We start from the raw sequence: 26,077 nt of genomic DNA on the forward strand, positions 1-26,077 counted from the left end.
CTCCCTATTTGACGGATTTATAGAATGCCCATGAAGAATGGAATGATGAAGGCGTTAGCTAAATCAATAAAGAAGGCACATACCAAAGGTACGACAATGAACGCCTGTGCGGAGTAGCCATACTTGTGGCTTACCGCAGACATATTTGCCATTGCTGTTGGCGTAGAACCCAGGGATATACCGCCAAAACCTGCACAAGTTAATGCTGCATCATAGGTTTTCCCCATTGCTGGGAAGACAATGAAAATGTTCACCAAGACTGCCAGCAAAAGCTGCATGGCCAAAATGGCAAAAATAGGTCCAGCGAGATCGATCAAGGTCCAAAGTTGCATACTCATTAGAGACATGGCTAAGAAGGTACCCAACGAAATGTCTGCAAGCAGATCAATGGCGGCCGTACGAGTAGGCCACTTAGTACCAGTAATACGCGGGTAGGCGGTGGGAATTAAATTGGTCAAAATAATACCCGCAAACAAACAAGTCACAAATAGAGGCAGTTGCAAACCAGTTTGACTGACTAACTCATTGAGTATGGTACCAATAACAATACAGATGTGAATAGCTAACACCGCATCCAAAAAATCGAAAGAGTTCATTTTTGGCGTGTGTTCTTCGTCTAAGTTGTCTTGTTCATACTGCTCTGCATCTGTTTTTTCTGCGGCAAGTCCGTGTTTCTTAATCAAGAATTTAGCGATTGGACCGCCCATTAAACTGGCCAGAATTAAGCCAAATGTTGCACTGGCGATGCCAATTTCCATTGCACTTTCTAAACCAAACTCTTCACCAACGCGAGGCGCCCAAGCAATGGCGGTGCCGTGTCCGCCAATCAGTGAAATAGAACCGCTTAATAACCCAAAGACAGGCTCAAGACCAAACATGGTCGCAACCGAAATGCCCACCACGTTTTGTGCCAGCATGAAGCCGATGGTGATGACGAGTAAAATGATGAGTGGCTTTCCACCTTTTACAAGATCTTTTAGGCTGGCGTTAATACCTATGGTGGTAAAAAAGTACACCAGTAAAACATCTCGAGCCGTCATATCAAAAGATACTTCAATTGACGTAGTCCAGTACAAAATGGCAAATGCCGCGGACACCAATAACCCACCAGAAACAGGCTCTGGAATGCTAAATTCTTTCAGAAACCCAACAACTTGATTTAATCTGCGTCCGATAAAAAGCACCATGATCCCCACAGTGATGGCGAAGAATGAGCCAAGTTGAAGGACGTTATTTTCAAATTCCATTAAAGATTCCTAAAAGTCTGATTTATTAGAGTAAAGTGCAAAACGTAAATTGTTAATTAAGTGTATGCATTTGTTGAAAATAGTACAACGAATTAAATTGCGAAATTGGTCGATTTGGGCAGGGTAAGAAACAAAAAACAGCCAAGGTGTCTAGATACCTTGGCTGCAGTATTTTCTAACGATGAAACCAGATAGGGGAGTCTGATTAATGACCGTACTCACTGATGAGTGTTGTTCGATTGGGCATCGCCGATTGAGCAAAGCGATAAGTTAGGCGCTTGCGATTGTATCGATGACGCTGTTTTCAGAACCAAACTCATTCCAGACGTAGCTGTCCGCTTGGCCATCATTTTCCCACTGTTCTTCGTTGATCAGGTAGCGGAACTGAACTTGGCTGTTCTTAGGCACTCGAACTTTAGTTGTAAACACTTTTTGTCTGTTTAGCTTCATTGGAGTAGGCTGCCAATCGTTAAATTCACCGCAAACCGCGATGCTAGAAATGTCAGACTCACCTTTTGGCCATTGAAAGGTTACTTCAACTTCGTCTTTCGTTTTAAAAAACTTCTTAGTAAACATTGTCTCTCCTCAGAGTCGTCGTAAGTTAAATCGTTTTAATTAGTAGAACCTAGCAAAATAAATACCACAAAAACTAGGGTCATTTCACCTGTTGTTGCAATAAATTACAGTTTTCATGCTCATTTATCGTGCAACAAGGCGGACTTTTGAGCGTAACTAGTGCACGTTACAACTGATATTTTTCATTTTTATGACTTATTAGCATTGCAGCATCTTCATTAAAATATGTTGTAAATTAGGTTAAGCCATTCGTATTAGGTACATGAAAGCGACTCCGTGGTGACAGCTTTATATGTAAAGCTGAACACTTGCAATAAGTCATAAAAAAGCCTTTCAATTGAAAGGCTTTTTAGGTATTCGCACAGAGCTTGTTACTTAGACGATGAATCGCCCCAAAATGCTTTGTTGCTCTTTAACCAAGCTAGTCTGCTCTTGAGCCGTTGTTTTAGCCGAATTTGCACCTTCTGATACGTTCTCCGACAGTCCTTTGATTTTCATGGTGTTGTTGTTTATTTCTTCTGCAACTAAGCTTTGCTCTTCCGCAGCCGATGCGATTTGCAAATTCATGCTGTTAATATCACTTATAGCATCACGAATTCTGTTCAGCGCAATGTTTGCTTCGCTGGCTTTTGAAACAGTGTCACTGGCCGTTGTTTTACTATGATTCATTGCGTTTGCCACAGAGTGTGTTCCGGATTGCAACTGTTCAATCATAGTGCGAATTTCTGTAGTCGACTCTTGGGTGCGATGAGCTAGAGTTCTTACTTCGTCTGCCACCACTGCAAAGCCTCTGCCTGATTCTCCAGCTCTTGCAGCTTCGATAGCGGCATTAAGTGCAAGTAAATTCGTTTGGTCAGCAATATCGTTAATGACTTTAATAATGCTTTCGATATTTTCAGTAGCCGCTTCTAAGCCAACGATCTCATCAACGGCTTGATCTATTCTAAGCGCAAGATGACTGATGGATTCAGTGGTATTTTGTACTACATCAGTACCGACCGTTGTGGCCTGATCGGCATCTTTTGTCGCACTTGCTGCGCTTTGTGCATTGTTTGCAACTTCGCTACTGCTGGTGGCCATTTGATTCATTGCTGTCGCAAGCTGTTCGATTTCAGCAAGTTGCACTTCAATGGCGGAGGTCGTTTTGAGCGCATTGTTTGTAGATTGATGTGCGCTCTCTATCAGTTGGCTACTAATATGTTTGGTTTGAGAAATATTATCCTTTAGCGAACCAACAAAACGGTTAAAGCTTACAGCAATTTTAGAAAACTCTTCGTCTGTATCGGTGGCTAATTGCTGTGTTAAATCGCCTTCACCACTGGCTAAATTGTCCATTGCATCGTTTAGATTATTCAGCGGCTTCATTAAGTGTGAAAGCGCCATAAGCAAAATAAGCATGCTTGCGATGATGGCAATAAAAGCGATAACTAAAGAGTTATTTCGCATGTCAGTAATTAGCGCGAAGACTTTATCTTCTTGCATTACGACACCGACTTTCCAGTTGGTATTAGGCACATCGGCAAAGTTGATGAGGTATTTTTGACCATCGATTACGGTCTGTTGAGCGCGATTCTCTAGCTTAACGTTTGGTGCGATATCGGAGACTTGCTTGCCAATTAGATTTGAGTTTATGTGAGCCAGCAAGACGCCCTCTTTATTGACTAGCACCATGTTGCCTAAACCACTCATATTGACTCTGTTAGTGACTTCCGATAGGTACGCGAGTGACACATCCGCTAGCGATACGCCAATAAATTCACCATTTCGGTAAACAGATTGTGCAATGGAGACGATAACTTCACCCGTAGCAATATCAATATACGGTTTTGTAATAATTTGCTCACGAGTCGATTTTGCTTCTTGGTACCACGGACGTGTTCGCGAGTCATAATCAACAGGGTCCCAGGTTGGGTCATTTTCTACAATATGACCGTCATGTTCAAAACCAAGTGCGGTAACGATAAACTGGCTGGTAAGTTGAGGTTGATCGATTATATTTCGAACCTCAGCGTCGGTGGTGGCGTTGGATAAAAGCTGCGTAACGTATTGCGAAAATGCTCGCTTAGCTTCCATTTCGCTATTAACCGTTTGGCTTACACTCTCGACAATTTCTTCAGTGCTGGTGATGAGTTGATTTTGTATAGATTCTTTGGAATCAAAAAATGCTTTGGTGGTAAGTAGGCCAATTGTGCCTACTAATAGTGCTGCTGTAAGTGTGACAACTTTGCTTTTAAACTTCATAGCATGTTCCTAATTATTGTTTTAGTTTTGCTATGGCTATATCGGCCTAGCACTAACAATAATGAGGAAATTTGGAAAGTTATTATCGAGTTAACATAGAGGAATTGGCTTTTATAACGGGCGTCACGAAAACGCACACCCGTTGCTTATACTTTAAAACAGCGCCGTCACAATAGTGGTGGGCTTTGGAAACAAACGATTAAACAAAGCTAAGTGAGGACTACTTACTGGTGACAAAGCAGTTGCGGCCCTTTTCTTTTGCTCGGTAAAGAGCATCGTCAGCGCGTTGTATCAGTGCTTCTGTTTCTTCACCTTTTCGTGACTCACTCAATCCGATGCTAATGGTGAAAAAAATCTGGTCATTGTCTAAAGTAACGGGAGAGGCCATAACTTGTTGACGAAGCCTCTCAATCACCAGTGAAGCGTCAGAAATATTTGTGTTAGGGAACACAATTATGAACTCTTCTCCACCCCAACGCCCACAGAGATCGTATTTACGCAGCTCATTACGGGTGATAGTAGCAAAGTCGATTAATGCTTGGTCACCCGCAGCATGTCCATAGTGATCGTTAAGCAATTTAAACTTATCAAAATCAACCATTGCGATGGTGACGGGCTCACTAAATCGTTCAAAATGAGCCATGTGGCGTTCAATTTCACAATTTAAATAGCGACGATTTGGCAACCTTGTCAGGCTATCTGTGTTGGCGACGCGTTCGAGCTCTTCCCTTGCTTGTTGTAACTCATCGATATCTCGCATTCTTGCTATTTCATGTCCTACCCATTGTGCGAGTAGGCGAATGATTTCTCGATCTTGGGCAGTAAATGTGCGTCTAGGGTCAGGGCTAGAAAAATTGAGTGTTCCGTAACGAACCCCATCCACAAATATCGGTGAACCGATGTAGGCTTCTAAGCCGAACGCGGTATAACAAGGGTGACTAGAAATGCGGCTGTCGGCGACATGATGAAATTGTTGAACATCGTCGGCTTGGAATACGTGAAAACAATAGGTGTTTGATAGATCAAACACTTCCCCCCCTTTTAGCGCGTTTTCTGGGTGTTTAGCGTATTCAACAGTGTACACTTCGTCATCTATTCGACTTAATATCCCAATTGGGAGCTCGAAGTGTTCGCACCCCAGCGTAAGTATGCGACTCATACGCTCTGAAAAGTCGAGGTTTCGATCCGAAGTGACAGCATGTAGGTGATTCAATGTGAGTGTTGACTGATAACGCTCAGTTACGTCCGTAACAATAGCGACAAAATAGATCGGTTTGCCGTCGGCTCCTTTAACGGCGCCTCCTTGAGTATCGCCCCAAAAACGACGCCCTTGTTTTGTAATGTATGGGGTGACGTAGTGCTCTTTGGTGTACTCAGCGTCTGGGTTATAACGTTTTTGACCTTGTTCGGTAAAGTCTTCTTCGCGCTCATAAAACACGCGAGCGCTTTTGCCAACCATATCTTCTTGGGTGTAACCGGTTAAGCGTTCAGCATGACGATTCATCAACATCACTTCACGGTTAAGATTTAGCACCACAAAAGCCACATCCACATTGGCAAACAAGTGGTCAATCATTTGTGAAGATTGATAAGAACTGTCTAATGTTTCTATCACCAAGGCCACCTTGTGCAAAGTTTATATGCTTAAGCGTACATAACACCCTAAAATGATTTGAATTACAAGTGTGCGCGCCACAAGGCTATTTTTTCTCGCTATAAAACAATTCCATAGCGCGTTTTAAAGGTAAGACACTGCGTAATGCTCTTGAACAAAATCGTTGGCATATGCAATCGACTTTGCCTTCTTTAGTAGAATGGGCAGTGGCATTTTAGCAAATAGAGGGATGCCGCCGCCAAGTAGAATCGGTGCGCGGGTAATGGTGATTTGGTGGATAAGTTTGAGCTCCAAAAATGACTGAATAGTTTGGCCACCATCAACATAGACATGTTTATGTCCGTCTTGTTCAAGTAATTCCATTAACGAGTAAATATCGCCAGAGTACAACTCTACATTTCCATGAAGTGTGTTAGGGAGCTGTTTAAGCGTATTACTTAATACCACTATTCGTGTATCACCATAAGGCCATTGCTCTAGAGACAGATTCATATCAGCTATCACTTGCATACACTTTCGGCCCATGATCAAGCAATCGACAGAGCTAAAGTAAGCATGCCACCCCATGTCGGCATGATCACCCATATCGGCTTGTCTATTTCCCACGCTGTCTAACCAACTTACGTCACCGTTGTGTTTCGCAATGTAGCCATCGACACTGGCAGCAATATAGACGGAACATTTCATGCGAGGACCTTTCTAAAAATCGGTGAATACTCAATAGATTATATGTCAAAACTGCAGGTTGTGTTGGATATGCATAGAAAAGGATAGGTGTTGCGACGCTACACTGAATCATATATATTGTGCACAACTTAATTATCAACTTTTTGATTTATGGAGAGAGCAAAATGTTAGCTGACGTTCAATTTTCTGATTATCATGCAGCGCTGTTAGGGTTACTTTTTATCGTGGCGACCATTTACGTACAAAGCTTCATTGCCATTCGTGCACACCGTAAGCAAGAGCACATGATTCCTGGGGTAGTGGACGAGAATTTAGGGCACGACTCTTTTGTATTTCGCAGTCATCGTACGCACCAAAACTCTCTCGAAAATATCGTACCGTTCGCAGTGCCTGTATTTATTGGATTGTTTGCGGGTGTTGACGCCTTTTGGTTGGCTGTCGTCGTATGGGTATATGCACTCGCAAGATTGGCGCATATGGTGCTGTACTACAAGATCGCAACAGATACCAATCCGAGCCCTCGAAGCTATTTTTATATGGTGGGCTACTTAGCCAATTTGGTTTTGATCCTATTGGTCGCAGCCGCACTCATATAGCTTAGAGTTCTCAACTATTCTAAAGCCAGCCAATAGGGCTGGCTTTTTTTTGTGGATTAAATGAGGTAGTAACAGGCTCTTTGCGAAATCCGCTTTGCAAAAGCGCAGAATTTGCGTGATTACGGCGAATGTGTACTCAGCCAAGAGCCCAGTCTAACTAACCCTTTGGTTTAACGTTAAAGCGCAAAACCGTTTTGTATTTGTCGGGGCTAACGCGTCTAGCATCTGATAAATAGATCTCACGATGTATTTTAGAAACACGTAATAATTGGTGCTCGTCTGCAAATTTTTCCATTTGAGACAAGCTTTGAGGCTCATCGTCAAAAGGGCCTAAATGCAGCATTTGAATGCACGAACCCTCAGTGTGAGTGTGAAAGGATACGGAGGACAGAAGTGGAGATGGCTTTTTTATTTCAACCTCTTTTTTGACATCGAGAAAAAGCGCTTCGCTTGTAAAGTCCGGCTGGCGAATCATTAACGAATAAACTAAGTCGTCTTTATTAATAACCCCGGTGAAGGTCTTTTTAGCTTCCTCACTAATGTCCCAAACTCCTTCCAATGGGTATACGGTAAAATCAACATACCCTTCAGGCTTTGACGCCAACTTCTTGAGGTGCATCTTTAGCCCGTACGCTAGGGAATATAAGGCGGTCACCCGATCGCTAAAACCTTCACTGTTTGGGTTTCCAGCACCGCTGATAGTTATAAAGTTAAACGCAGGTACATCAATGAGTTGTGGCTTGGATTTAGGCAAATAGAGCGATTTTTCGTGCTTACGCCATTCATGTTTTGTGGTCACGATTTTTCCTTGTGTGTTCGATTTTTAATAGAGGTTGAGTGACTTTAAACGTGGGTCGGCAGTTGTGGGTTTCCGATGTTCCATCACCATTATTTTAGGATACTAATGCCAATCCTATTTCCCGCACTCGTTTGAATTTTTGACTACTCGCTTGCTCTGCCGCCAAGTGCCATATCATTGCATCTCACACACTCATCATCACCGCAATGGGTCGATTGGGGGTGGGCTTTAATTGACTCTGACAATGTGTCGATGAACGGTTTAAACGGATAAATTCTTGTTTCACTTTGTCCTAGCTTGATCACCTTTTCTAAATGATTGACCTGCGGACGAAGCTGTTCAAAACCGTTAGAGCAGGAGCCTTCTTCTGTCTCAACAACTTGCCCGTTGTATACAGACCAACGACGGAACAAGCGTCTCCCCGAAACTTCTTCGGCATAGTGTATTGGGGTGCAAGAGGTAAAATTAACACCTGCAAGTACGACATAGGCAGGCTGTGAAGAGTGATAAATATTTTTGTACACGGAGTATGCATTAAGCATCGACTGATTGGCTAGAAGCGATTGATGTAAGTGCCCATAAACGGAAAACGCGTTGGCAGGGTGGTGTGTTCGTGAGGCGTTAGGCTGCTTCAATAAAAGACTGGCAACAGCACCCATTGAAGGTTCAATTTGCGAAGTGCACCCAGTATAATTAACCGACAACATCCGACCAATTTTTGAGTAGTCGACGCCATTGTTGGCGTAGTTAACTCTTGAAGGGTAGGTTTGAGACTGATAGAAAAAAGCAGGGCAAACCAAGGTGCAACCGCTTTGAACCAATGCGTCTATCACTGTTTGAGCACCGCCGACAACCGGTCCAAAAGACCGGAAAGAGGAATGCAGGCAAAGGGTGCTGTTGTCTAGCCCGGCCTGCAAAATCTGTTGTTTTAGCTCGTCTAAAGTTAGCATTCAATCGTATCCTAGATTGAGGATGGTTAATATCTGATACTCTTCTCTAAAACCAATGTTGAGCTTTCAAGTGGACAACTAGTCGGCGAGCTCACGGTGCTTAAGGATCGTTGTGTTTTCTGGCAAAACGAGCTTGATAGCCTTGGGTAATACTTCCATGACGACTTTAAGAGAAGCTATTGGTTCTCCGTCGAGGTTTATCGGCATCTCTTGTTGCGAGTCCCACTCCAAGCGCGTCACCTTATTTCGGTTGACGAAACCAACGCCTTCAAAGTTGGGGTTTTGAATTTCTTCGACCACTTTTGAAATGTCAGCCAAAGTATAGCCTTGCAGTGAAAATGCATCTAAATACCCATCATCGAGAAACGCCTCAGGCGCAAGAGGTTGTCCACCGCCTGCTAATCGACCATTACACAGAGCCCCAACGACGATGTTGGCTTTATGTTGTTTACCATCAATCAACACGGTGCCATTGAAAGGTCGAAAGTTTAATGCCTGAACCATTCCGGACAGGGCATAAGCGCCACCGCCTAATAGGTTTTTTAGTGTCACTGGAGTCTTTGCGGTAATTTGCGCACCAAACCCGGCCGTCGCAATGTTTATGAAGTGTCGCTCGTTAGCTCGTGCAGCGTCAACACGATAGGCATTGCCTTTTAGTGCTAGTAATAAAGACTGGTAAGGAGAGGCTGTTGGTATGCCACAAGCAGTCGCGAAATCGTTGGCTGTACCCAATGGCAATATGGCTACTTGAATATGAGCAAGGGAGTGTTTGAGTAGGGCATCGATAACTTCGTTGACCGTGCCATCGCCGCCGCCTGCAATGATTCGATGTATTCCTTGTTGTTCTGCTTCCAGAATAAGGCGCTCAATATCGCCGCCTTCCCAGGTTGTTCTGACTTCGAGATCATGCCCTTCCTCACGTAGCTGATAGACTGCGTCGCGAACATCTTGTTGGCCAGCTTTTTTACCATTTAACAGTAGTCGAGTGGGCATGGATTAAATCCTATTTTCTATAACTAAGGATACTGTAACAATAAACGACGGATATAGAGAAGTAACAACTGCAATTAGGTGCAACAAGTATGGAGCAATCAACAAAAAGCCCTGTTTTACGGTTGGTAAAAAGGGCTTAGTTATTCAAACCATGTTAGTTGGCCAGTGACTGCCTGTCTGTCGCTCGTGCTACATTGGAGTAGTAGACGGTTTGTGTTGGTACCGTATCGGTATTGTTCCAACTTTTGTATCGAGACATATATGAGCGATAGATACCGTACTTAAAATAGACCGCTTTTGCGGTCATAGTACGACCTGAATAGTCAACTTTCTGCTCCCCATTTACCCATACTTTTAGAAAGCCGCTATCGTTTTTTTCCCAATTGGCATGCACCTCAATTTGATGCCACTTGCCCCGTAAATCTTCCTCAGATATTAGCTCGTAGTAACGCTCGGTACTGCCAGTAACCTGCTGATCTAGATGGTAACCACCGTCTGAATTTTGAAACATCCACACAACGTGTCCACTTTTTTGGTGGAACTGAGCTAAGGCAGTTTTGGTCGGATAAATATTGACATAATCTTCTGGGAAGTAGATATCCCAACGGTACCAATATTCTTTGCCTGGCGTCGTGGTTTTGTTTTTCTCACTCAGTTCACTACGCTCACGATCATTATCGCAGTCACTCCAGTCTTCGTTACCTGTGCAGTCACCGTTACGAACTTCAAAACGTTCGACGTACTCGCTGTTTGCGGTACCCGTTGGATCTGTAACAACCTGGTAGCCATGGCTGGTGTTGTTTAGCGAACGTTGAAAGGGTCCGAAGTTTCCGCGGTCGATAGTGCTCGCACAACCACTAACTAAAGTCATGATGGCGATTGCTTTCGCAAGGGCTATCCCACTATTTATGTGCATACTCGTCTCTCCTTGACTAAAAATGAGTGTGATTCTCGATAGTATTGCAGCTTGCTTGATTTTTAAACATCTCAATCAATTAGTGTGATTCCTACCATAGGATTGAGTTTAGACGAACTCGACATGCGTAGTATTAAAAGGTCTTAACTACCACGTGGTGGACTTTTGCTAGCAAAGCAGAACTTCGCAAAATTGATTTAGCGATTGACGAGAGTTTTTGAGATTTTTACGACCACAAAAACTGTCTTTTTCGATCGTTACCTCAGAAGGAACATGTGACTGGCGCTATAGTGATGCATTAATTTTTCAATGAGTTACGCCATGGATATCAACGATCACGCCCCAATACCGGTCTATGTACCTAACAAAGAACGATATCACTCGATGCCTTATCGCCGCTGTGGAAACAGTGGCATCATGCTGCCTTGTTTTTCTTTAGGGCTGTGGCACAACTTCGGTCAATATGACAATTTTGCTAATGCGCGTCAGATTTTGCGAACAGCATTAGATCTAGGGATCACCCACTGGGATTTAGCGAATAATTATGGACCACCTTACGGTTCTGCTGAGGAGGTGTTTGGTCGTATTAAAAATATGGATTTTGTTCCCTACCGAGATGAACTCTTTATTTCGACCAAAGCAGGGTACGACATGTGGCCAGGCCCTTATGGCAATAATGGCTCTAGGAAATCTCTTACAGCAAGCCTCAACCAGTCATTGAAAAGAATGGATTTGGACTATGTGGATCTGTTTTATCATCACAGGCCTGACCCTGATACGCCTATTGAAGAGACGGTCTACGCATTAGATTCTTTGGTAAAACAAGGAAAAGCATTGTATGTCGGGGTTTCTCGATACAGTGAAGAACAAACCGCCAAAGCTCACGCGTTATTTAAAGAGCTAGGTACGCCCTTTATTATCCATCAATCTCGTTATTCTATGTTAGATCGCCATATAGAAGAGGGCTTGTTAGATTGCGTTGGAGAGCACGACTTAGGGTTGATTGCCTTCTCACCGCTAGAGCAAGGAATGTTGACGGATCGCTATCTAAAAGGGATCCCGGAAAACTCTCGAGCGAGTAATCAACATTCGTACTTAAGTGAGAGTTTGGTGTTAGACAATCAAGAAACCGTTGTCGCGTTGGCAGAGATTGCGCATCAGCGCGGTCAATCGCTTGCACAAATGGCGCTAGCTTGGTTGCTCAATGATCAGCGAGTGACGTCCGTTTTAATTGGTGCGAGTTCTCCGCAGCAACTCAAGGAAAATGTAGCTTCAACCGAGAAACTTGAGTTTAGTGAGTCAGAGCAGCAAGCGATTCGTGCAATATTAACCGCGCATAGCTCCAGTTAAAGGCCGGGAACTTAGACCTGTTTGTCTCTTGCTGCTAGCGCAGCAAACACGGTACACACTACTCCAAAACCGGCAATCGTCAGCAGCGGAGTAGTCCAACCTTGTGTTTGAGTATACAAGTAGCCAATGAGCGACGGTCCCGTCGCCGCCAGCGAATAACCAAGGCTCTGAGACATGCCAGACAATAACGCGGCTTGTTTGCTGTCTTTGGTACGAAGCCCGACAAACGAGATGGCCACAATAAATGTAGAGCAGTTTGTCAGCCCAAACATGGCAACCCAGAATACCGCCCATTGCGGAGCTACTATCAATCCAACCAAACTCACAACCACACCGCCGGCACAGATCGTGATAAGGAGAATGTGGTTTTTTGCTTTGGCTAATATGGGCATCAGCAACAACCCGGGAACCATCGTCGAGAACTGCAAAAATCCATAGGTATAACCCGCTTCCAGTTCGCTATAGCCCAAATCGTTTAAGATCTTAGGTAGCCAACCGGCAAGAGAATAGAAAGTAAACGAGTTGATTCCCAGTGCCAATGTAACTTGCCAGGCCACAGGCGAACGTAGAATTGAGCTCATTCCTTCTGGTGGGGCGGTGTTGATTTCGGTTGTATGGCTTGCCGAAGTCTTGTTTTTAAATACTTTAGGCAACCAAAACGCAAGCGCCGCAACGGGAAATAGAAGATTAAACAGTAACGCAAACTGCCAACCATTTATTTGGTCTGGGGCAAGTTGAGACAGCGGCACCATCGCACTAGAGGCGAGCGTCGAACCGATGCCCATCGCAAAAATATAAAACGACGTGATCACCGAAATTTGCAGTGGAAACTCTTCTTTCACCACGGCCGGTAAGAGCACGTTGCCAAATGCGATGCCTGCTCCGAGTAATACTGTGCCGATGAGCAACGGCGATACACTCCCCATAGAGCGAACCATTACGCCAATTGCAATACACATTAGCGCAAATATTAGTGCGCGCTCTAGGCCAATTTTAAGAGCGACTTTAGGGGCGATAGGCGAGAAGAAAGCCAACGCAGCTAAAGGCAAGGCTGTAACAATGCCTGCCATCGACGCAGACAAGTGAAGCGACTCCATAATTTGCTCTAACACTGGCGCAAGGCTGGTAAATGGGCCGCGTAGGTTTAAAGCAATAAGAAGGACTGACAATAAAGCAATCCATTGTACGGGAGTCAATCTGCGCATTAGAGTTGTCTGCAATGAGAAAGGCATGATTGTACACGACCAAAGCTATGCAGTAATAAAAAAATGCCACCAATGGTTAGTTGGTGGCTATAGCGATAATGGTGCTTAAAATTACCAGAAGCTCATGCAATTAATGCATTACCTGCCTCTTTAAACGTTTCTTATCCTTAAAATTACTTGCTATGCGAAAACTAAGGATTGAATCTATGAGCGGTTATAGATAACCGGCGTTTGTGCTCGCCATTGACGCCATAGTGATGGCGACATCAAAAGGTCCACCATGAATTTAGCGACGTTGATTCTGCTCGTATCACCAGAATTAAAAATAGGGTCGCGTTGCGGGCTGTCGTGCACTTCAAAAGGCGAGATTGTGCTGCAGTTAACCAATGCGTCGGGTCGAACGCTGACCCACTCTAAAGCTTGGGTCTGCTGTTGCTGTAATTGGGCGGTTGCACGTTCATTATCGGCGTGTGGCGGTAAAAGTGCTCGTAAAGTCCCAATGACGCAACGACTGGCGAAAGACATTGGGGCGTCAATGTTTCGATTAGCAACACCACTCGAACTCATTAGAACAAACTTTAACGGTGTCTCACGCTCCAATAACTCGGCACATCGCTTAACTTTAGCCACAGTATCACTCACCAAGTTTCTAGGGTGTCCAAAGAGGCCTTTGCATGAAAGGTTGTGACCCAAACAACTTACCACTGCGTCGCACTTAGATAGGTAATGACACAGCATCTCGTCGCTCATCGCATCAATGTTGTCTCGAACCACAGAAAGGTTGTTATGGTTGGCTACTTCACTGTCTAGCTCGCTTGTTGGTCTCACAATGGCCATTACGTGGTGATGCTCTTCCAACAATAATTGTGTTGCTAGTTGTCCAGTTGCGCCGGTTGCGCCTAATACTAATACGTTCATGTTTGTCTCCTCCTAACTGAATACACAACTACTTTAGCTATACTTAAATGATTTATAAATTGCCTAAAAACGAATACGTCTATACATTTGCGTATAGCTAGGGTGACGTATAAGCTTGCTAAGATAGAAAACAGATCGAGTGAGCGGGCAAATAAAGGGAAAACTATGGATTGGAACAAGGCGCGTGCTTTTGTGGTTACTGCAGAAGAGGGGAGTTTTTCGGCAGCGGCTCGCAAGTTGTCAATGACGCAACCTACCTTAAGCCGCCAAGTAATGTCACTTGAAGCGGACTTAGCCGTCACTCTTTTTGAGCGAAATGGACAGATGATTGAGTTAACCCAAGCCGGGTTGGAGTTGTTAGAGCCAGCACGAAAGATGTATGAAGCGGCTCAGGCGTTTACCATGGTGGCCAGTGGGCAATCACAAAGTCTTGAGGGGCAGGTTGTTGTGTCTGTGTGCGAAATGGACGCCGTGTATCGCTTGCCAAGTATATTGGATGAACTTAGGCAGCATGAGCCTGGAATACGAGTTGAAGTTGTTGTTACTAACGGAGTAAGCGACTTAAAGCGTCGAGAGGCTGACATCGCAATTCGTAGTTTTAGACCGACAGAATACGATTTCATTGCGAAAAAATTGGGTGAAGAGCATATCGGGCTGTATGGCACAAAACGCTATGTAGAAGCGTTAGTTGATAACTATAAACAGGTTCAGATCTTGGGCTTCAATCAAATTGACAGAATCATTACGCTGTTGTCACACCATGGCTGGGAGCTTGATGAGAGTCATTTTGGGTTAGTGACTAACTATCAACCCATGCAAATAGCACTGTGCGAAAAGGATCTTGGTGTTCTGTTTATGCCAGAAGATGTCGCCAATTCACTGCCACACTTTCATAAAGTGCCAGGGTTTGAGCAGCCATTGATGGAGCTGCCAGTTTGGTTGGTTTCGCCACACGAGCTCAGAAATAACCGCAAGGTAAAACGTGTGTTTGATTTTATTGCGTCGCGTTTGAACAAACGCCTTGAGCCTAACATATAAAAAAACCGAGCTGTGGCCCGGTTTTATTGAGTTAATATTGTGGGTTACGACAGTTTAAATCGACCAACAAGTTTGTCTAAGTCTTGCGCCATTAATTTAAGCGACTCACTTGATGCTTCAATACTTGCAGAGGCTTCAGCGCTATGTTCACTGCTATCACCAATATTGACAACGTGCTGATTAATCTCACTGATCACTGCAGATTGCTCTTCGGTAGCGGTGGCGATTTGTGTATTAAGATCGGCAATGTGCTGGACATTGCCGACAATTTCTTCAAGAACCTGATTGGTACGAAGTGACGCCTCTACACCCATTTCTGCATGTTCACGGCCTTCGTGCACAGAGGACACTGCGGCTTTAGCGCCATCTTGAAGTTCGGTGATCATTGCATGGATCTCGTCAGTGGACTCACTGGTTCTTTGAGCAAGGTTACGCACTTCGTCGGCGACCACTGCAAAACCGCGGCCTTGTTCACCTGCACGGGCAGCTTCAATAGCAGCGTTAAGCGCAAGTAGGTTGGTTTGCTCTGAAATGCCACGGATAACGTCTAGCACGCTAGAGATAGAGTCACTTTTGGCCGCCAACGTATCGATGTTAGACGACACACTTTCCATATTAGACGCCATTTCTTTGATGGTGGTGTTAGACTCAGTGACCACACCTTGAGCACTTTTCGCTTTTTCTGTGGCATCGTTGGTGGCTTGCGCTGCAACGCTCGCACTGGTGGCAATTTCTGAAATGGTGCTACCCATTTCGTTAATTGCAACAGAGACTTGGTGCGCACCGTCTCGCTGTGAATCCGCCGACACTTTTGAGTTTTGAGCGTCTTCAAACACTTTTTGTGATGCGCCGTTCACATCGCGGGAGGTATTTGCTACATCGCTAACAACAGTGTGGATCTTTTCTATAAACCCATTAAACCCATTCGCAAGTCGCTTCATCTCTTCGCTGCCATGAGCATCGATGCGCTGCGTTAGATCGCCTTCACCTTGGCCTAATTGCTCAAATGTTTTTGCCATCGAGACTAACGGCTTAACCAAACTGTTGCCTAGTACAAAACTCAGCACAACAAAAATCGCAGCAATCACTACAAAGCTCATTAGAATGTTGTTGCGAGAGGTGTCGAGACCCGCATACAACTCGTGCTGCGGTACTTGTGCAATGACATACCAGCCTAAGCTAGGGATAAAACTAGATGCAATAACCTGGTCATTAGCAACGGCAAATGAGAAGTCTCTTTCACCGAGTAGACTCGAACTGTTAATGCTTGGATAGAGGTCACTAAGGGTCGTTGCTTGTTTATAATCAATGGCATTGTGAACTTTAACGTTGCCTTGGCCATCGACTAAATATACGAAGCCGGTTTCTTCAATTTGAAAGCTGTTGAGATAATTAACCATTTCATTAAACGGCTTTGACACACCCGCTAACCCATTACCGTTAAGTTCTTGATAGTTAACGAAAATATTTACTTCACCGCTACTTTCGTGATAGATGCTGGAGGATTCGGCATTGCCACTGTTTTTAAACGCAAAAAACCAGCCATCACGATCTGGCTTAAGTTCACGAAGAAATCCGTCTTGATTCCAATATTTGTTGCTTGGTTTCCATGCAAAAGAGGCGTTGCTAAACCCATTGGCTTTCGCGAGCTCACCCAAATACTCAACCAGTTTTTGTTCACCTTGGGCACTTTCACCTTCTTCTATCCACCAATGCGCTAGGCTGTTGCTGGCAATGGATTGGGTCACCACTTTCATTTGGTTAATTTCGCCATCGATAGCGTTTCGTACGCGCTGTACAAGGTTAGGCATCTCAGATTGCTCTAAACGAGTCGATAGCAATTGCTTGGCACTACTGTGTCCTACCCATGCGACCACACTGGTCGATACAATCACCGCAAATAGCATTGCAGCGATTAACCGATCTCTAATGGATAGAGTGGCAATAAATTTCATATAAGCTCCCGCATTTCTGGACAATTTGGATCAGGGTGCCCAGAGTCTCATTCATCCCTGAATATCATGCAGACTATATCGACCATCGTGCTGTAAAAATGAAGCTTCGTATCAAATAAGTGTGATCTAGGTCAATCTATTAGTTTGAGCAAACGTTTGGCAAAAATCTGATGGATAGGTGGTGTTAAGACAAAATCAAACAAGGGTTGGTATATGGCGGTTATAGCAACAGCTATTGTGCGGAGACTAAAGCAAGGTAGGTGTTTGTTAGAATTAAAAAAGGCCTCTTTCGAGGCCTATATATACTATATATTAACGACGTTATCGGGTTGCGATGCCGGCTGCTTAGCCAGCCACTCAATCAAATTATCATGACCGCCAATGTATTCGCCATCAATCCAAATTTGAGGAACTGTAACTGGTGTCTTCTCACCAATGTGTGCTTTCACCTCAGGGATCATTCTATACAGCGCGGCACTGTCTTTCACAACATCGTGATACTGATAGTCAATACCTGCTTCATCGAGTGCTGCTTTTGCTTTGGTACAGAACGGGCAAGTCGCTTTACCGTAAACGATGTTGCCTTGTAGTTGATCGCGTTTGGTCCATTCTGCAATGACCGACTGCACCAGTACACCGCGATTAAGCGCTTCACCTTGGCTGATCACTTTACCTTCACATACCAAGATAGGTGCGTGCCAAGCGCCGTAACGCATAGGTTCCCACCAATTTGATAGCCAATCTTTCACTTCTAATTCTACTGGAATACCATCAAGTTCGTTGGCAAAGGTGTCTGCTAATATGTCCTTGGTAAGCGTACATTCACCACAAGGTATTTTAACGCTAAATGGCCCCCAACTACCACCCCAGCGATATAGAGTGAGTTTAATTGGGCTAGCTTGAGTGTTTGGGGTTATTTGAGGGGACATACTGCATTCCTTTTAAAGTCTCTTTCCCTAATAGAACCGTTGCGCGCAAAAAAACTTTCAATGCATTACGTCAATGGCTCAAAAACTGGCTTAAATACTAGCAAATCAAAGTCAAAGAGGATATCTCAACCTGTTGTTGTAAGCGCTTAAGGCTTACTTTATTAACCCCTATTGTTTGGCTGTTCAGACAGTATATTTGGCTCATGGTCAAATTTTTTGCTTTGTAGGCGACGCTTAAGTGTGCTTCAAAGTGTAAGTGTGTAAGACTGTCGGCCGAAATCGTTCTCACCCTTAGTCTGGAATCATCATGCAGTTTAAAAAGATTGATAAACAAACGTATCGCTCACGACTTAATAGAATTATTGTTGCCTGCATCGTCTCGTTAGCCGGGTTGAGTTTATTGGTATCTCAAGTGTTGATTGTACGTTTCCCTTCTGAGTCGGGGTCTCATTTTCATTGGAATTTGTTAGGTGTGATAGTAGGAGCCTTGGTGGTGGTCAGTGTTCTTCTTAAATTCAAAAATCATCCCAAGATGGAAGAAGTGGCTTATGTGTGGGACTTAAAGCATCAACTTAATCTGATTTACCGAAAGAATAGAAAATTACTGGCTGAAGCAAAAGCAGGTAACCCACAAGCAATGCTTGCGCTGCAATACAGTTACGAGGGGTCACGTCAATTATGGCAACTGGACGATAACTCCATCACCATGGACAGCTTGAATAAAGCGCAAAACCAATTGGATGAGTGGGTTGATCAGTATGGTGTGGTTTTAGATGTCAGCGAGTATCGGCAAGAACTCTTAAAACAGTTCTGAATTTTAAACAAAAAAAACCACGCTTACGAGCGTGGTTTTTTATAGGATTTAGGTTTAGAAGTTGTAACGCAAACCAACCATTAGCTCGTTGTTAGCATCTTTAACGTTATCAATTTTGTATGACGCGTAAGTGCGGATAGAGCTGTTGAAGCGGTACTGACCTTCTAGTGCGAAGAAGTCTGTATCTTTTTCGTCCGCTTTGCTGTGCTCTGCAAAACCATAAATACCAATTAGACGAAACTCGCTAGTGAATTTGTACTCAGCTGCTAGCTCCACAGAGTTAAAACTACCTTCATCTAAATCAACGGTAGCGTAAGTAGCACCAAGATATAGGTTGTCTAGAGTGTATGCAGCACCAAGGGTAATTTGGTCCAAATCCTCTTCACTTGAGTAAGCTAGACCTAGGTCAAGACCAAAATCTAGTGAAGCCAAACCAGAAATACCAAAGCTATCACCGTCTTTTTCGTCTACTGCATTATAGTTTGCATTAACAGTGAACATATCAGCTATAGTGTGCTGGTATAAGAAAGTGTTCTCTTGCTTATCTTTTGACGCATCAATGATTTGTTGTTGGCCTGAGTGTTCAGAAGCGATATCAGTCATATCTGAAATGATAACGTTCGACGTATCTTGCTTACCGTAAGAGAACTTACCAACTGTTGTGCCAAGCCCAGCATAAAGGTAGCGGTTTGACATCTTGCTATTAGGCTCTAGTTGGTATTCCATGAAACCAAAACCAGTAAGACCTTCAGAGATCTTAGTTTCGCCACCAAAGTTAATACGTGCACGGCTCGCATCTTCCATGGTTCCTTCAAAATCATCAGAGAACACACCACGTACTTCCGCACGACCGCCAATGCTAAGTTTAGTGTCGTCGTTTTCATACACAGTAGCTGCGGTTGCAGCTGCAGAGGCGAATGCTGATGTAATGGCAACTGCTAGTAGTACTTTTTTCATTATTATTTCCTTGAGTGAAACTGAGCTAAGGCTCGATAAAAAATGAGAGCTGTGTCTCGCTTTGTTGGGAAGGATAGTAAGCGGCTTGTATGAATGAAGTGTTGCTCGAAAATGAAGGTTTGATTTCAAACGGTGCAAGCTTGAGCGGTTAGGTAAAGTGCTGAAACCTAATGTGTATTTGGATGTTTGGGTGTAAAAAGATGTTACACCCATCCAACGATAATGATACGGATCAACAGTTGGGCGGATTACTAGTTACGACAAATTAAAGTGAGAGAATCATCACAAACCGACCGTCGGTTTGCCAATATTATTATTAATGATGAGTGACTTACTAAACGCTCTGTGTCTTGGCATTGAACTAAGGTGTATGAATTAATGGAAGCAAAAAAACAGCGGTTTCTAGATGCTGCTCAAGTGTTGTTTCTAAGCAAAGGCTTTGAGAGCACATCAGTCAACGACATCCTCCAATACGTAGGCGCGTCTAAAGGGGCGTTTTATCACTACTTTGCCTCAAAGCAAGCACTGCTTGACGAATTTACCGATCAATTGACCCAGCAGACTATGGATCAAATGGAGAAGGTGGTGCAAGACTCGTCACTTGATTTTAAAAGCCGGTGGAGTGCGTTTTTCGAAGCAGGGTATAAATGGAAAATAGAGCATAAAGACCAACTGTTAGAGCTGCATAAAACCATGGACCAAGATGAAAATGTGCTGCTTAAAAATCGAATAGAAAAAACCATTCAACGCAAGTTTTTACCTTTATTAGCGAGCTTAATACAAGAGGGAAAAGACCTAGACGTATTTAAACTCGACTCAGCACTGGGATGTGCCCATTTTATTTCCTATGGAATCACAGGCTTTAGTCAACATTTTTCTAGTTTATTGCTTAGCGAAGACGATGTTGAAGTCAGGCGCGCTGAGTTTGTCGAACTTACCCGTACTTTACAACAGAGCATTGCCAGAGTGTTGGGCAATGACTCACCCGATTACATTACCGTTCAATTTGACGAATTTATTGAATGGATCGAATAAGGAATACCTAGAAGATGCGAATTTTTAACCGTAACGGGCTGGCCGCTCTATTAGCCAGTGGACTACTCATAAGCAGCTCCGTTTTTGCGTCGATGGATGCCAAAGACATCGTTGAACGGTCTGACAAGCAGATGAGAGGCGACTCTAGCTATAGCGAGCTAACCATGAACATTGTGCGTCCCGATTGGAGCCGCAGCATGAGCATGAAGTCGTGGACCAAGGGAACTGATCTTTCTCTAGTGCTTGTCACTGCGCCAGCAAAAGACAAAGGCAGCGCCTCACTGAAACGTCAGAATGAAATGTGGAGCTGGATACCGACAATAGAAAAGGTGATCAAAATAGCGCCTTCTATGCTTGGTCAGTCTTGGATGGGTTCGGATTTCACCAATAACGACTTAATTAACCAGTCATCGATTGTTGTTGATTACACCCATGAAATGGTTAAAGAAGAAGAATTTGATGGAGACATGAGCTGGGTTATCGATGCGATCGCAAAACCCGATGCTCCGGTTGTGTGGAGCAAAGTGCGCATGTGGATCTCCCAAGAGACCTACCTACAACGCAAAGTAGAATCTTATGACGAGTTTGATGAGTTGGTGAATACGCTCAATACCTACGATATACAGGAAATGGGCGGTCGCCAAATTGCGGTAAGAATGGAAATGATCCCAGCAGATAAGCCGGGCAATAAAACCGAAATGATTACCCATGCTTCGCAGTTTGATTTTGACATTGGCGATGAGTTTTTCTCTCAGTCACAAATGAAGAACCTACGAGACTAACCCCTAATAAGGAAACGTTATGCTGATCAAATTGGCTTGGCGAAATTTATGGAGACAGAAGCGCCGCACAATCTTAACGGCGTCGGCGATTGCTTTGGCGCTCTTCTTATCGTTGTTAATGCGCTCTTTTCAAGAAGGACAGTACACATCAACAATTGAGAATTCGGCGAAGATGAGCACTGGGATGATTCAGATCCAGCATCCCGACTATAAAGATTCGCTGAGTATCGATGATTTATTACCTTCGACAAGCTCTTTCATCCAAAGCGCTCAATCCATTGACCACATAGAACACTTGCTTCCGAGATTGGAGAGCTTTTCGTTGGCGGCAGCCGGCGAGCGTTCGAAAGGCGTGATGATGAGCGGTATCCATCCCGACATTGATCCAGAATATACGGGGCTCAAAGACCGTTTGGTGAAGGGAGAGTTTATCGAGTTAAGCGATCGCTCAGTATTAATTGGCGCCGGCGTAGCTCGATACTTCGACTTAGATGTGGGTGATGAAATCGTATTTTATGGTCAAGGTTATCGGGGACAGACGGCTGCAGGCCTATACCCCATTAAGGGCATTGTTGAGTTTGCATTACCCGAAATCAATAACACCATGGTTTATTTACCATTGCCTTTGGCGCAGGAGTTGTTAAGCACAGGCGAGCAGGTGAGTGCATGGGTGATTGCACTAGATTCGTTAAAACGCATCGATGATGTCTCTACTCAACTAAAAGCCGAGTATGAACCAGAACAAACGGTATGGGATTGGACAGAGCTTGCACCTGAGATTGAACAAAGCATTGTATTAGACCGAGTGAGTGGTCAGTTTATGATGTATTTGTTGTATGGGATTGTAGGGTTTGGACTGTTTGCTACTTTGGTCATGATGACCCTAGAGCGTCAGCGCGAATTTGCGGTCATGCTCGCAACAGGGATGCTCAGATCTAAATTGGTGACGTTGATTTGTGTTGAGTCTGCAATGATAGGCTTACTTGGCTCAGCCATTGGTATCGCATTAGCCAGTCCGATCATCGTTTACTTCTTTTTTAATCCAATACGACTTGGCGGAGAGACCGCGCAAATGATGTTGGATATGGGGTACGAACCTATTATGCCAGTGGCGCTGGATGCAGGCTTATACATCAATCAAGTGTTGATCGTACTAGGGCTGTTGGCAATTTGTATGGTGTATCCCATTGCGCGCCTTCTCAAACTGAAAGTAGTACAGGGTCTTAAAGGAGGCGCACATGCTCATTAAGTTAGCTTGGCGAAACCTATGGCGTAATAAGCTTCGTACCGGCATTGTGCTTGGCGCGATGATATTTGGTCTTGTGGGTGTGACAGGTACCATGGGTTTCATGACCGGATTTTCACAAAATATGATTGAGAACGCCATTTTATGGCAAACCAGCCATGCACAGATCCATAACGTGAGTTACCCCGACGATCCTGATGTCACACATACGCTGTCACGCCAAGATGAATTAGAGGCCATGCTCAATGAGAACAATGGCGTTGTTCATTGGTCTTCACGACACATAGTGAACGGTATGATTTCGTCGGCGCGAAGTGCTCGAGGAATTAAGATTAACGGCATCGTGCCCGAAAAAGAGCAGCGTATTACGCCCATACATCAAAGTGTTATCGATGGCGAATGGCTAGATGATCAAGGTCGAAACCCCATTTTGGTCTCGAGCAAAACGGCTGAACGATTAAGCTTACGCGTTGGCTCAAAGATTGTGCTTACTTTTACCGACGTTCATGGAGAAGTCACTGGCGCTGCGTTTCGGGTGAGGGGGCTGTATAAAACACCCAATACGACCTTCGACGATGCCAATGTATATGTAAGAAAAGCCGATCTTCAATCATTGAGTGGCGCTGACAGTGACCATGAAATTGCCATGATCACTATAGATGCTCAATCGTCGTCAATGATTGTCGATGAGCTAGTGCAAACTCTCAATGCGAAAAGCTTCTCTAAAGAGGTGTTAATACGGGACTGGACCGAAATACAGCCGATGCTAAAAACTATGATTGAGAGCATGGCGGTGTTTAATGTGGTCTTTTTATTAATATTTGTCGCAGCAATGGCGTTTGGCATCGTGAATGTATTATTGATGTCGGTGTTTGAGCGTACCCAAGAGTTTGGCGTTCTAATGGCAGTTGGCATGGATAAAAGTAAGATCCGCCGATTGATCGTATTGGAATCTGGGCTCATGGGCGGCGTTGGCGCGTTAATTGGAATGGTACTAAGCGTTGGCAGTAATGCTCTTCTACTGAAACATGGACTCGATTTGAGCAGCTTTTCTGATGGGCTGAGTGCTTTCGGTATGGACCCTGTTGTTTTTCCCAAAATTGGCGTGAACGACTACGTCACTACGTTCACCACAGTAATACTAGTTAGTTTGCTTGCAGGATTGTATCCAGCGAGACAAATTCTTAAACAGAAGCCGGCGGATGCCATGGCTGAGAAACATTAATCATTCGCTGGAGAGAAGTATGAGTATTCAAATAAAAGCATTATGCAAAACCTATAATCCCGACAGTGAATTTCCCGTCCACGCTGTGGATAACCTGGACCTTACAATCGAGCAGGGCGAGTTTGTTGCAGTGATGGGGCCGTCTGGTTCTGGCAAGACAACACTACTCAACATGCTCGGCGGGATAGATACACCGACAAACGGCACCGTGCACATTGATGGTCAGTCAATGACCGAGCTTAGTGACAAAGAGATCATCGCCTTTCGTCGTGACAATATTGGGTTTATTTTCCAAGACTACAGCCTGCTACCTGTGCTAACGGCGTTAGAAAACGTGGAATTTGTCATGCAGTTGCAAGGACATACAAGTGAAGAGTGCCGCCAACGCGCCACAAAACTATTGCAGCGCGTCGGGTTGGGAGAGCAACTACACAAGCGACCGAATCATTTGTCTGGTGGACAGCAGCAGCGCGTCGCCGTAGCACGAGCTCTGGCACCCAGCCCCAAGTTTGTAATGGCGGATGAACCGACCGCTAATCTGGATGCTCAAAGTACAGCTGAGCTGTTAGATATAATGTTGCAACTCAATGAGCAAGAGGGCACAACGTTCATCTTCTCCACCCATGATCCAAGAGTGATCACCCGTGCACGACGAGTGATTGTGTTCGAGGATGGGCAACTAAAATCAGACAAACAACAACAGCCAGAAATGGCCGAGTAGCATGCGTATGGACAAGGACTTAGTCATTCACCCCCGTAAATCTAAGGCGTGGCTGTACGGCACCATGTTTATCGGTATTGTCTTTAATGCCTATGCGAGTAATGCGTATGCGAACATTCCGGGTCTTGCGCCAAAATCGCCATGGGATCTGGATGGTTACATCAGTTATGTCGGTGTTGCGCAGCGTTATGACACAATAGGCACGGTTGACGATCATCAGTTGCAAAACCGACTTAATTTTGAATACCGATTCGATTCTCCTTGGCGGTTTAACGCCTCTATCCGTAACCGAGTGTTGGTAGGAGATAGCCTCGATTCTGAGGTGTATCGCAGCGCGGTGACTGAAGATAAGGGGTATTTCAATCTTAGTTATGACTGGCACAATAGTGATGACGCTATTGTCACATCGCAGTTTGATCGCTTGTATGTGACCTACCAAGACAACAATATCAAAGGACGCATAGGTCGGTACCGGATTAACTGGGGAATGAATACCATATGGAATCCTAATGATCTGTTTAATCCATATTCAATTTACAACGTCGATTATCCTGAGAAACCGGGTGTTGATGCAGCTGAGTTTACCTACAAACTCGGTTTTGCGAGTGAAGTGAATGCCGTCTATGCACCAAATCAGAATAGTGATCTCGATAGTTATGCTGGGCGCTATCTGTTTAATAGAGACGGTTGGGATGCGCAAATCATAGCTGGAAAATCTTATCTTGACCTTACCCTTGGCGCTGGCATTGCTGGCGATATTAAAGGGATAGGTTTAAAAGCTGAAATGTCTTACTTTTCGCCTTACGATGAACAGGCCGCTGATAGTCTAGGGATAGAGTTAGACTCGGCATTAGTTGCGAGTGCAGAAGCCACCTACAGCTTTGGTGGCTTACGAAATTGGATGGGTAATGCCGCCATTCTTTATCTCTCTGATCCTTACCCTCTTGATACTACCTCAACATCCCAGCTGCCCTTAACGGCACGAACGCTCAGTTTTACCCAATGGACTGGATACGCCGATATTGGGTTTGATCTTACTGCGTTAAGCCGAGTAACAGCGCAAGCGAGTTACTATGACGACGGCACATACTTTTTAGGGGGCAGTCTGTCTTATTCCTTGGCCGATAACTGGACACTATCTGGCTTTGTTCAATATTTTGATGGCGTCATCAACAACACCAGCGTCTACGGACAACTTGGTTGGTACTTTTAATTCACTCAAAATGGTCTGCGCAAACAGCCTAAGTGTGCTCTACCGCTCTTAAACAGTATGAAATGTTGT

General features: G+C 44.4%; 24 protein-coding genes. 10 read left to right on the top strand and 14 right to left on the bottom strand.

Going from position 1 to position 26,077, the window contains the following annotated elements; genetic code table 11:
* Nucleotides 1-17 precede the first annotated feature (17 nt).
* From gltS to JQC93_RS03400, 5 genes are all read right to left on the bottom strand, one after another.
* Entirely contained in the window at nt 18-1,247 is a 1,230-nt protein-coding gene (gltS, locus tag JQC93_RS03380) for a sodium/glutamate symporter (RefSeq protein ID WP_205157038.1), read from the bottom strand.
* A 270-nt stretch (nt 1,248-1,517) separates the two neighbouring features.
* Nucleotides 1,518-1,823 carry an isoamylase early set domain-containing protein gene (locus JQC93_RS03385; RefSeq protein WP_205157039.1) on the bottom strand — a complete coding sequence of 102 codons (306 nt, stop codon included), beginning with the start codon at nt 1,821-1,823 and terminating at the stop codon, nt 1,518-1,520.
* Between the two features lie 375 nt (nt 1,824-2,198).
* Nucleotides 2,199-4,064 carry a methyl-accepting chemotaxis protein gene (locus JQC93_RS03390; protein ID WP_205157040.1) on the bottom strand — a complete coding sequence of 622 codons (1,866 nt, stop codon included), beginning with the start codon at nt 4,062-4,064 and terminating at the stop codon, nt 2,199-2,201.
* A 220-nt stretch (nt 4,065-4,284) separates the two neighbouring features.
* On the bottom strand, nt 4,285-5,679 hold the full coding sequence (locus JQC93_RS03395; RefSeq protein WP_205157041.1) for a sensor domain-containing diguanylate cyclase: 1,395 nt from the start codon (nt 5,677-5,679) through the stop codon (nt 4,285-4,287).
* Between the two features lie 123 nt (nt 5,680-5,802).
* A complete protein-coding gene (locus JQC93_RS03400) occupies nt 5,803-6,366 on the bottom strand; it encodes a dihydrofolate reductase family protein (RefSeq protein WP_205157042.1) in 564 nt (187 codons plus the stop codon).
* 164 nt (nt 6,367-6,530) lie between these two features.
* Between JQC93_RS03400 and JQC93_RS03405 the strand changes: the two genes are divergently transcribed.
* Nucleotides 6,531-6,962, top strand: a complete 432-nt coding sequence (locus JQC93_RS03405; RefSeq protein WP_205157043.1) for an MAPEG family protein — start codon at nt 6,531-6,533, stop codon at nt 6,960-6,962.
* Nucleotides 6,963-7,119: 157 nt separating this feature from the next.
* Here the strand turns inward: JQC93_RS03405 and JQC93_RS03410 are convergent, their stop codons facing one another.
* From JQC93_RS03410 to JQC93_RS03425, 4 genes are all read right to left on the bottom strand, one after another.
* On the bottom strand, nt 7,120-7,761 hold the full coding sequence (locus JQC93_RS03410; RefSeq protein WP_205157044.1) for a GyrI-like domain-containing protein: 642 nt from the start codon (nt 7,759-7,761) through the stop codon (nt 7,120-7,122).
* A gap of 143 nt (nt 7,762-7,904) precedes the next feature.
* Nucleotides 7,905-8,711: an AAC(3) family N-acetyltransferase gene (locus tag JQC93_RS03415; RefSeq protein ID WP_205157045.1), complete on the bottom strand. Its 807-nt coding sequence runs from the start codon at nt 8,709-8,711 to the stop codon at nt 7,905-7,907.
* A gap of 78 nt (nt 8,712-8,789) precedes the next feature.
* Nucleotides 8,790-9,704 carry a lipid kinase YegS gene (yegS, locus tag JQC93_RS03420; RefSeq protein ID WP_205157046.1) on the bottom strand — a complete coding sequence of 305 codons (915 nt, stop codon included), beginning with the start codon at nt 9,702-9,704 and terminating at the stop codon, nt 8,790-8,792.
* Nucleotides 9,705-9,858: 154 nt separating this feature from the next.
* Nucleotides 9,859-10,620, bottom strand: coding sequence for a polysaccharide lyase (locus JQC93_RS03425; protein WP_205157047.1), 762 nt, complete (start codon nt 10,618-10,620; stop codon nt 9,859-9,861).
* A gap of 321 nt (nt 10,621-10,941) precedes the next feature.
* On the opposite strand from JQC93_RS03425, the gene JQC93_RS03430 reads away from it, so the two are divergent.
* Nucleotides 10,942-11,970 carry an aldo/keto reductase gene (locus JQC93_RS03430; protein ID WP_236009272.1) on the top strand — a complete coding sequence of 343 codons (1,029 nt, stop codon included), beginning with the start codon at nt 10,942-10,944 and terminating at the stop codon, nt 11,968-11,970.
* Nucleotides 11,971-11,981: 11 nt separating this feature from the next.
* Here JQC93_RS03430 and JQC93_RS03435 read toward each other — a convergent pair whose 3' ends face one another.
* Both JQC93_RS03435 and JQC93_RS03440 read right to left on the bottom strand, forming a co-directional pair.
* Nucleotides 11,982-13,175 carry an MFS transporter gene (locus JQC93_RS03435; RefSeq protein WP_205157048.1) on the bottom strand — a complete coding sequence of 398 codons (1,194 nt, stop codon included), beginning with the start codon at nt 13,173-13,175 and terminating at the stop codon, nt 11,982-11,984.
* Nucleotides 13,176-13,379: 204 nt separating this feature from the next.
* Nucleotides 13,380-14,093: an NAD(P)-binding oxidoreductase gene (locus JQC93_RS03440; RefSeq protein ID WP_205157049.1), complete on the bottom strand. Its 714-nt coding sequence runs from the start codon at nt 14,091-14,093 to the stop codon at nt 13,380-13,382.
* Nucleotides 14,094-14,258: 165 nt separating this feature from the next.
* Here JQC93_RS03440 and JQC93_RS03445 point away from each other — a divergent pair, with 165 nt between their 5' ends.
* Entirely contained in the window at nt 14,259-15,131 is an 873-nt protein-coding gene (locus tag JQC93_RS03445) for a LysR family transcriptional regulator (RefSeq protein WP_205157050.1), read from the top strand.
* A 44-nt stretch (nt 15,132-15,175) separates the two neighbouring features.
* On the opposite strand, the gene JQC93_RS03450 is transcribed toward JQC93_RS03445, so the two are convergent.
* A complete protein-coding gene (locus JQC93_RS03450; RefSeq protein ID WP_205157051.1) occupies nt 15,176-17,086 on the bottom strand; it encodes a methyl-accepting chemotaxis protein in 1,911 nt (636 codons plus the stop codon).
* A gap of 305 nt (nt 17,087-17,391) precedes the next feature.
* Nucleotides 17,392-18,015, bottom strand: coding sequence for a glutaredoxin domain-containing protein (locus JQC93_RS03455; RefSeq protein WP_205157052.1), 624 nt, complete (start codon nt 18,013-18,015; stop codon nt 17,392-17,394).
* A 307-nt stretch (nt 18,016-18,322) separates the two neighbouring features.
* Between JQC93_RS03455 and JQC93_RS03460 the strand changes: the two genes are divergently transcribed.
* Nucleotides 18,323-18,829, top strand: a complete 507-nt coding sequence (locus tag JQC93_RS03460) for a DUF3087 domain-containing protein (protein ID WP_205157053.1) — start codon at nt 18,323-18,325, stop codon at nt 18,827-18,829.
* Nucleotides 18,830-18,883: 54 nt separating this feature from the next.
* On the opposite strand, the gene JQC93_RS03465 is transcribed toward JQC93_RS03460, so the two are convergent.
* Nucleotides 18,884-19,786 carry a porin gene (locus JQC93_RS03465; protein WP_205157054.1) on the bottom strand — a complete coding sequence of 301 codons (903 nt, stop codon included), beginning with the start codon at nt 19,784-19,786 and terminating at the stop codon, nt 18,884-18,886.
* Between the two features lie 378 nt (nt 19,787-20,164).
* Between JQC93_RS03465 and JQC93_RS03470 the strand changes: the two genes are divergently transcribed.
* The 6 genes from JQC93_RS03470 (at nt 20,165) to JQC93_RS03495 (ending at nt 26,008) form a co-directional block, all read left to right on the top strand.
* On the top strand, nt 20,165-20,821 hold the full coding sequence (locus JQC93_RS03470; RefSeq protein WP_205157055.1) for a TetR/AcrR family transcriptional regulator: 657 nt from the start codon (nt 20,165-20,167) through the stop codon (nt 20,819-20,821).
* A 92-nt stretch (nt 20,822-20,913) separates the two neighbouring features.
* On the top strand, nt 20,914-21,603 hold the full coding sequence (locus JQC93_RS03475; protein WP_236009351.1) for an outer membrane lipoprotein-sorting protein: 690 nt from the start codon (nt 20,914-20,916) through the stop codon (nt 21,601-21,603).
* A gap of 19 nt (nt 21,604-21,622) precedes the next feature.
* The gene (locus JQC93_RS03480) at nt 21,623-22,852 is read left to right on the top strand and encodes an ABC transporter permease (RefSeq protein WP_205157057.1); all 1,230 of its coding nucleotides are present in this window, start codon (nt 21,623-21,625) and stop codon (nt 22,850-22,852) included.
* Entirely contained in the window at nt 22,842-24,074 is a 1,233-nt protein-coding gene (locus tag JQC93_RS03485) for an ABC transporter permease (protein WP_205157058.1), read from the top strand. The genes JQC93_RS03480 and JQC93_RS03485 overlap by 11 nt, the downstream gene beginning before the upstream one ends.
* A 19-nt stretch (nt 24,075-24,093) precedes the next feature.
* Nucleotides 24,094-24,795 (top strand): ABC transporter ATP-binding protein, encoded by a 702-nt coding sequence (locus tag JQC93_RS03490; protein WP_205157059.1) that lies wholly within the window; start codon nt 24,094-24,096, stop codon nt 24,793-24,795.
* Between the two features lie 7 nt (nt 24,796-24,802).
* On the top strand, nt 24,803-26,008 hold the full coding sequence (locus JQC93_RS03495) for a hypothetical protein (RefSeq protein ID WP_205157060.1): 1,206 nt from the start codon (nt 24,803-24,805) through the stop codon (nt 26,006-26,008).
* Nucleotides 26,009-26,077 lie beyond the last annotated feature (69 nt).

It is taken from the genome of Vibrio ulleungensis (assembly GCF_016900875.1).
GTDB lineage: Bacteria > Pseudomonadota > Gammaproteobacteria > Enterobacterales > Vibrionaceae > Vibrio > Vibrio ulleungensis.

Bases quoted from the DNA above. Each gene is read 5' to 3' on its own strand.
- JQC93_RS03480 (WP_205157057.1), top strand. From the start codon at position 21,623: ATGCTGATCAAATTGGCTTGGCGAAATTTATGGAGACAGAAGCGCCGC.
- JQC93_RS03465 (WP_205157054.1), bottom strand. From the start codon at position 19,786: ATGAAAAAAGTACTACTAGCAGTTGCCATTACATCAGCATTCGCCTCT.
- JQC93_RS03470 (WP_205157055.1), top strand. From the start codon at position 20,165: ATGGAAGCAAAAAAACAGCGGTTTCTAGATGCTGCTCAAGTGTTGTTT.
- JQC93_RS03415 (WP_205157045.1), bottom strand. From the start codon at position 8,711: ATGCTAACTTTAGACGAGCTAAAACAACAGATTTTGCAGGCCGGGCTA.
- gltS (WP_205157038.1), bottom strand. From the start codon at position 1,247: ATGGAATTTGAAAATAACGTCCTTCAACTTGGCTCATTCTTCGCCATC.
- JQC93_RS03445 (WP_205157050.1), top strand. From the start codon at position 14,259: ATGGATTGGAACAAGGCGCGTGCTTTTGTGGTTACTGCAGAAGAGGGG.
- JQC93_RS03450 (WP_205157051.1), bottom strand. From the start codon at position 17,086: ATGAAATTTATTGCCACTCTATCCATTAGAGATCGGTTAATCGCTGCA.
- JQC93_RS03455 (WP_205157052.1), bottom strand. From the start codon at position 18,015: ATGTCCCCTCAAATAACCCCAAACACTCAAGCTAGCCCAATTAAACTC.
- JQC93_RS03460 (WP_205157053.1), top strand. From the start codon at position 18,323: ATGCAGTTTAAAAAGATTGATAAACAAACGTATCGCTCACGACTTAAT.
- JQC93_RS03430 (WP_236009272.1), top strand. From the start codon at position 10,942: ATGGATATCAACGATCACGCCCCAATACCGGTCTATGTACCTAACAAA.
- JQC93_RS03440 (WP_205157049.1), bottom strand. From the start codon at position 14,093: ATGAACGTATTAGTATTAGGCGCAACCGGCGCAACTGGACAACTAGCA.
- JQC93_RS03425 (WP_205157047.1), bottom strand. From the start codon at position 10,620: ATGCACATAAATAGTGGGATAGCCCTTGCGAAAGCAATCGCCATCATG.
- JQC93_RS03400 (WP_205157042.1), bottom strand. From the start codon at position 6,366: ATGAAATGTTCCGTCTATATTGCTGCCAGTGTCGATGGCTACATTGCG.
- JQC93_RS03390 (WP_205157040.1), bottom strand. From the start codon at position 4,064: ATGAAGTTTAAAAGCAAAGTTGTCACACTTACAGCAGCACTATTAGTA.
- JQC93_RS03490 (WP_205157059.1), top strand. From the start codon at position 24,094: ATGAGTATTCAAATAAAAGCATTATGCAAAACCTATAATCCCGACAGT.
- JQC93_RS03475 (WP_236009351.1), top strand. From the start codon at position 20,914: ATGGATGCCAAAGACATCGTTGAACGGTCTGACAAGCAGATGAGAGGC.
- JQC93_RS03495 (WP_205157060.1), top strand. From the start codon at position 24,803: ATGGACAAGGACTTAGTCATTCACCCCCGTAAATCTAAGGCGTGGCTG.
- JQC93_RS03485 (WP_205157058.1), top strand. From the start codon at position 22,842: ATGCTCATTAAGTTAGCTTGGCGAAACCTATGGCGTAATAAGCTTCGT.
- JQC93_RS03435 (WP_205157048.1), bottom strand. From the start codon at position 13,175: ATGCGCAGATTGACTCCCGTACAATGGATTGCTTTATTGTCAGTCCTT.
- JQC93_RS03385 (WP_205157039.1), bottom strand. From the start codon at position 1,823: ATGTTTACTAAGAAGTTTTTTAAAACGAAAGACGAAGTTGAAGTAACC.
- yegS (WP_205157046.1), bottom strand. From the start codon at position 9,704: ATGCCCACTCGACTACTGTTAAATGGTAAAAAAGCTGGCCAACAAGAT.
- JQC93_RS03405 (WP_205157043.1), top strand. From the start codon at position 6,531: ATGTTAGCTGACGTTCAATTTTCTGATTATCATGCAGCGCTGTTAGGG.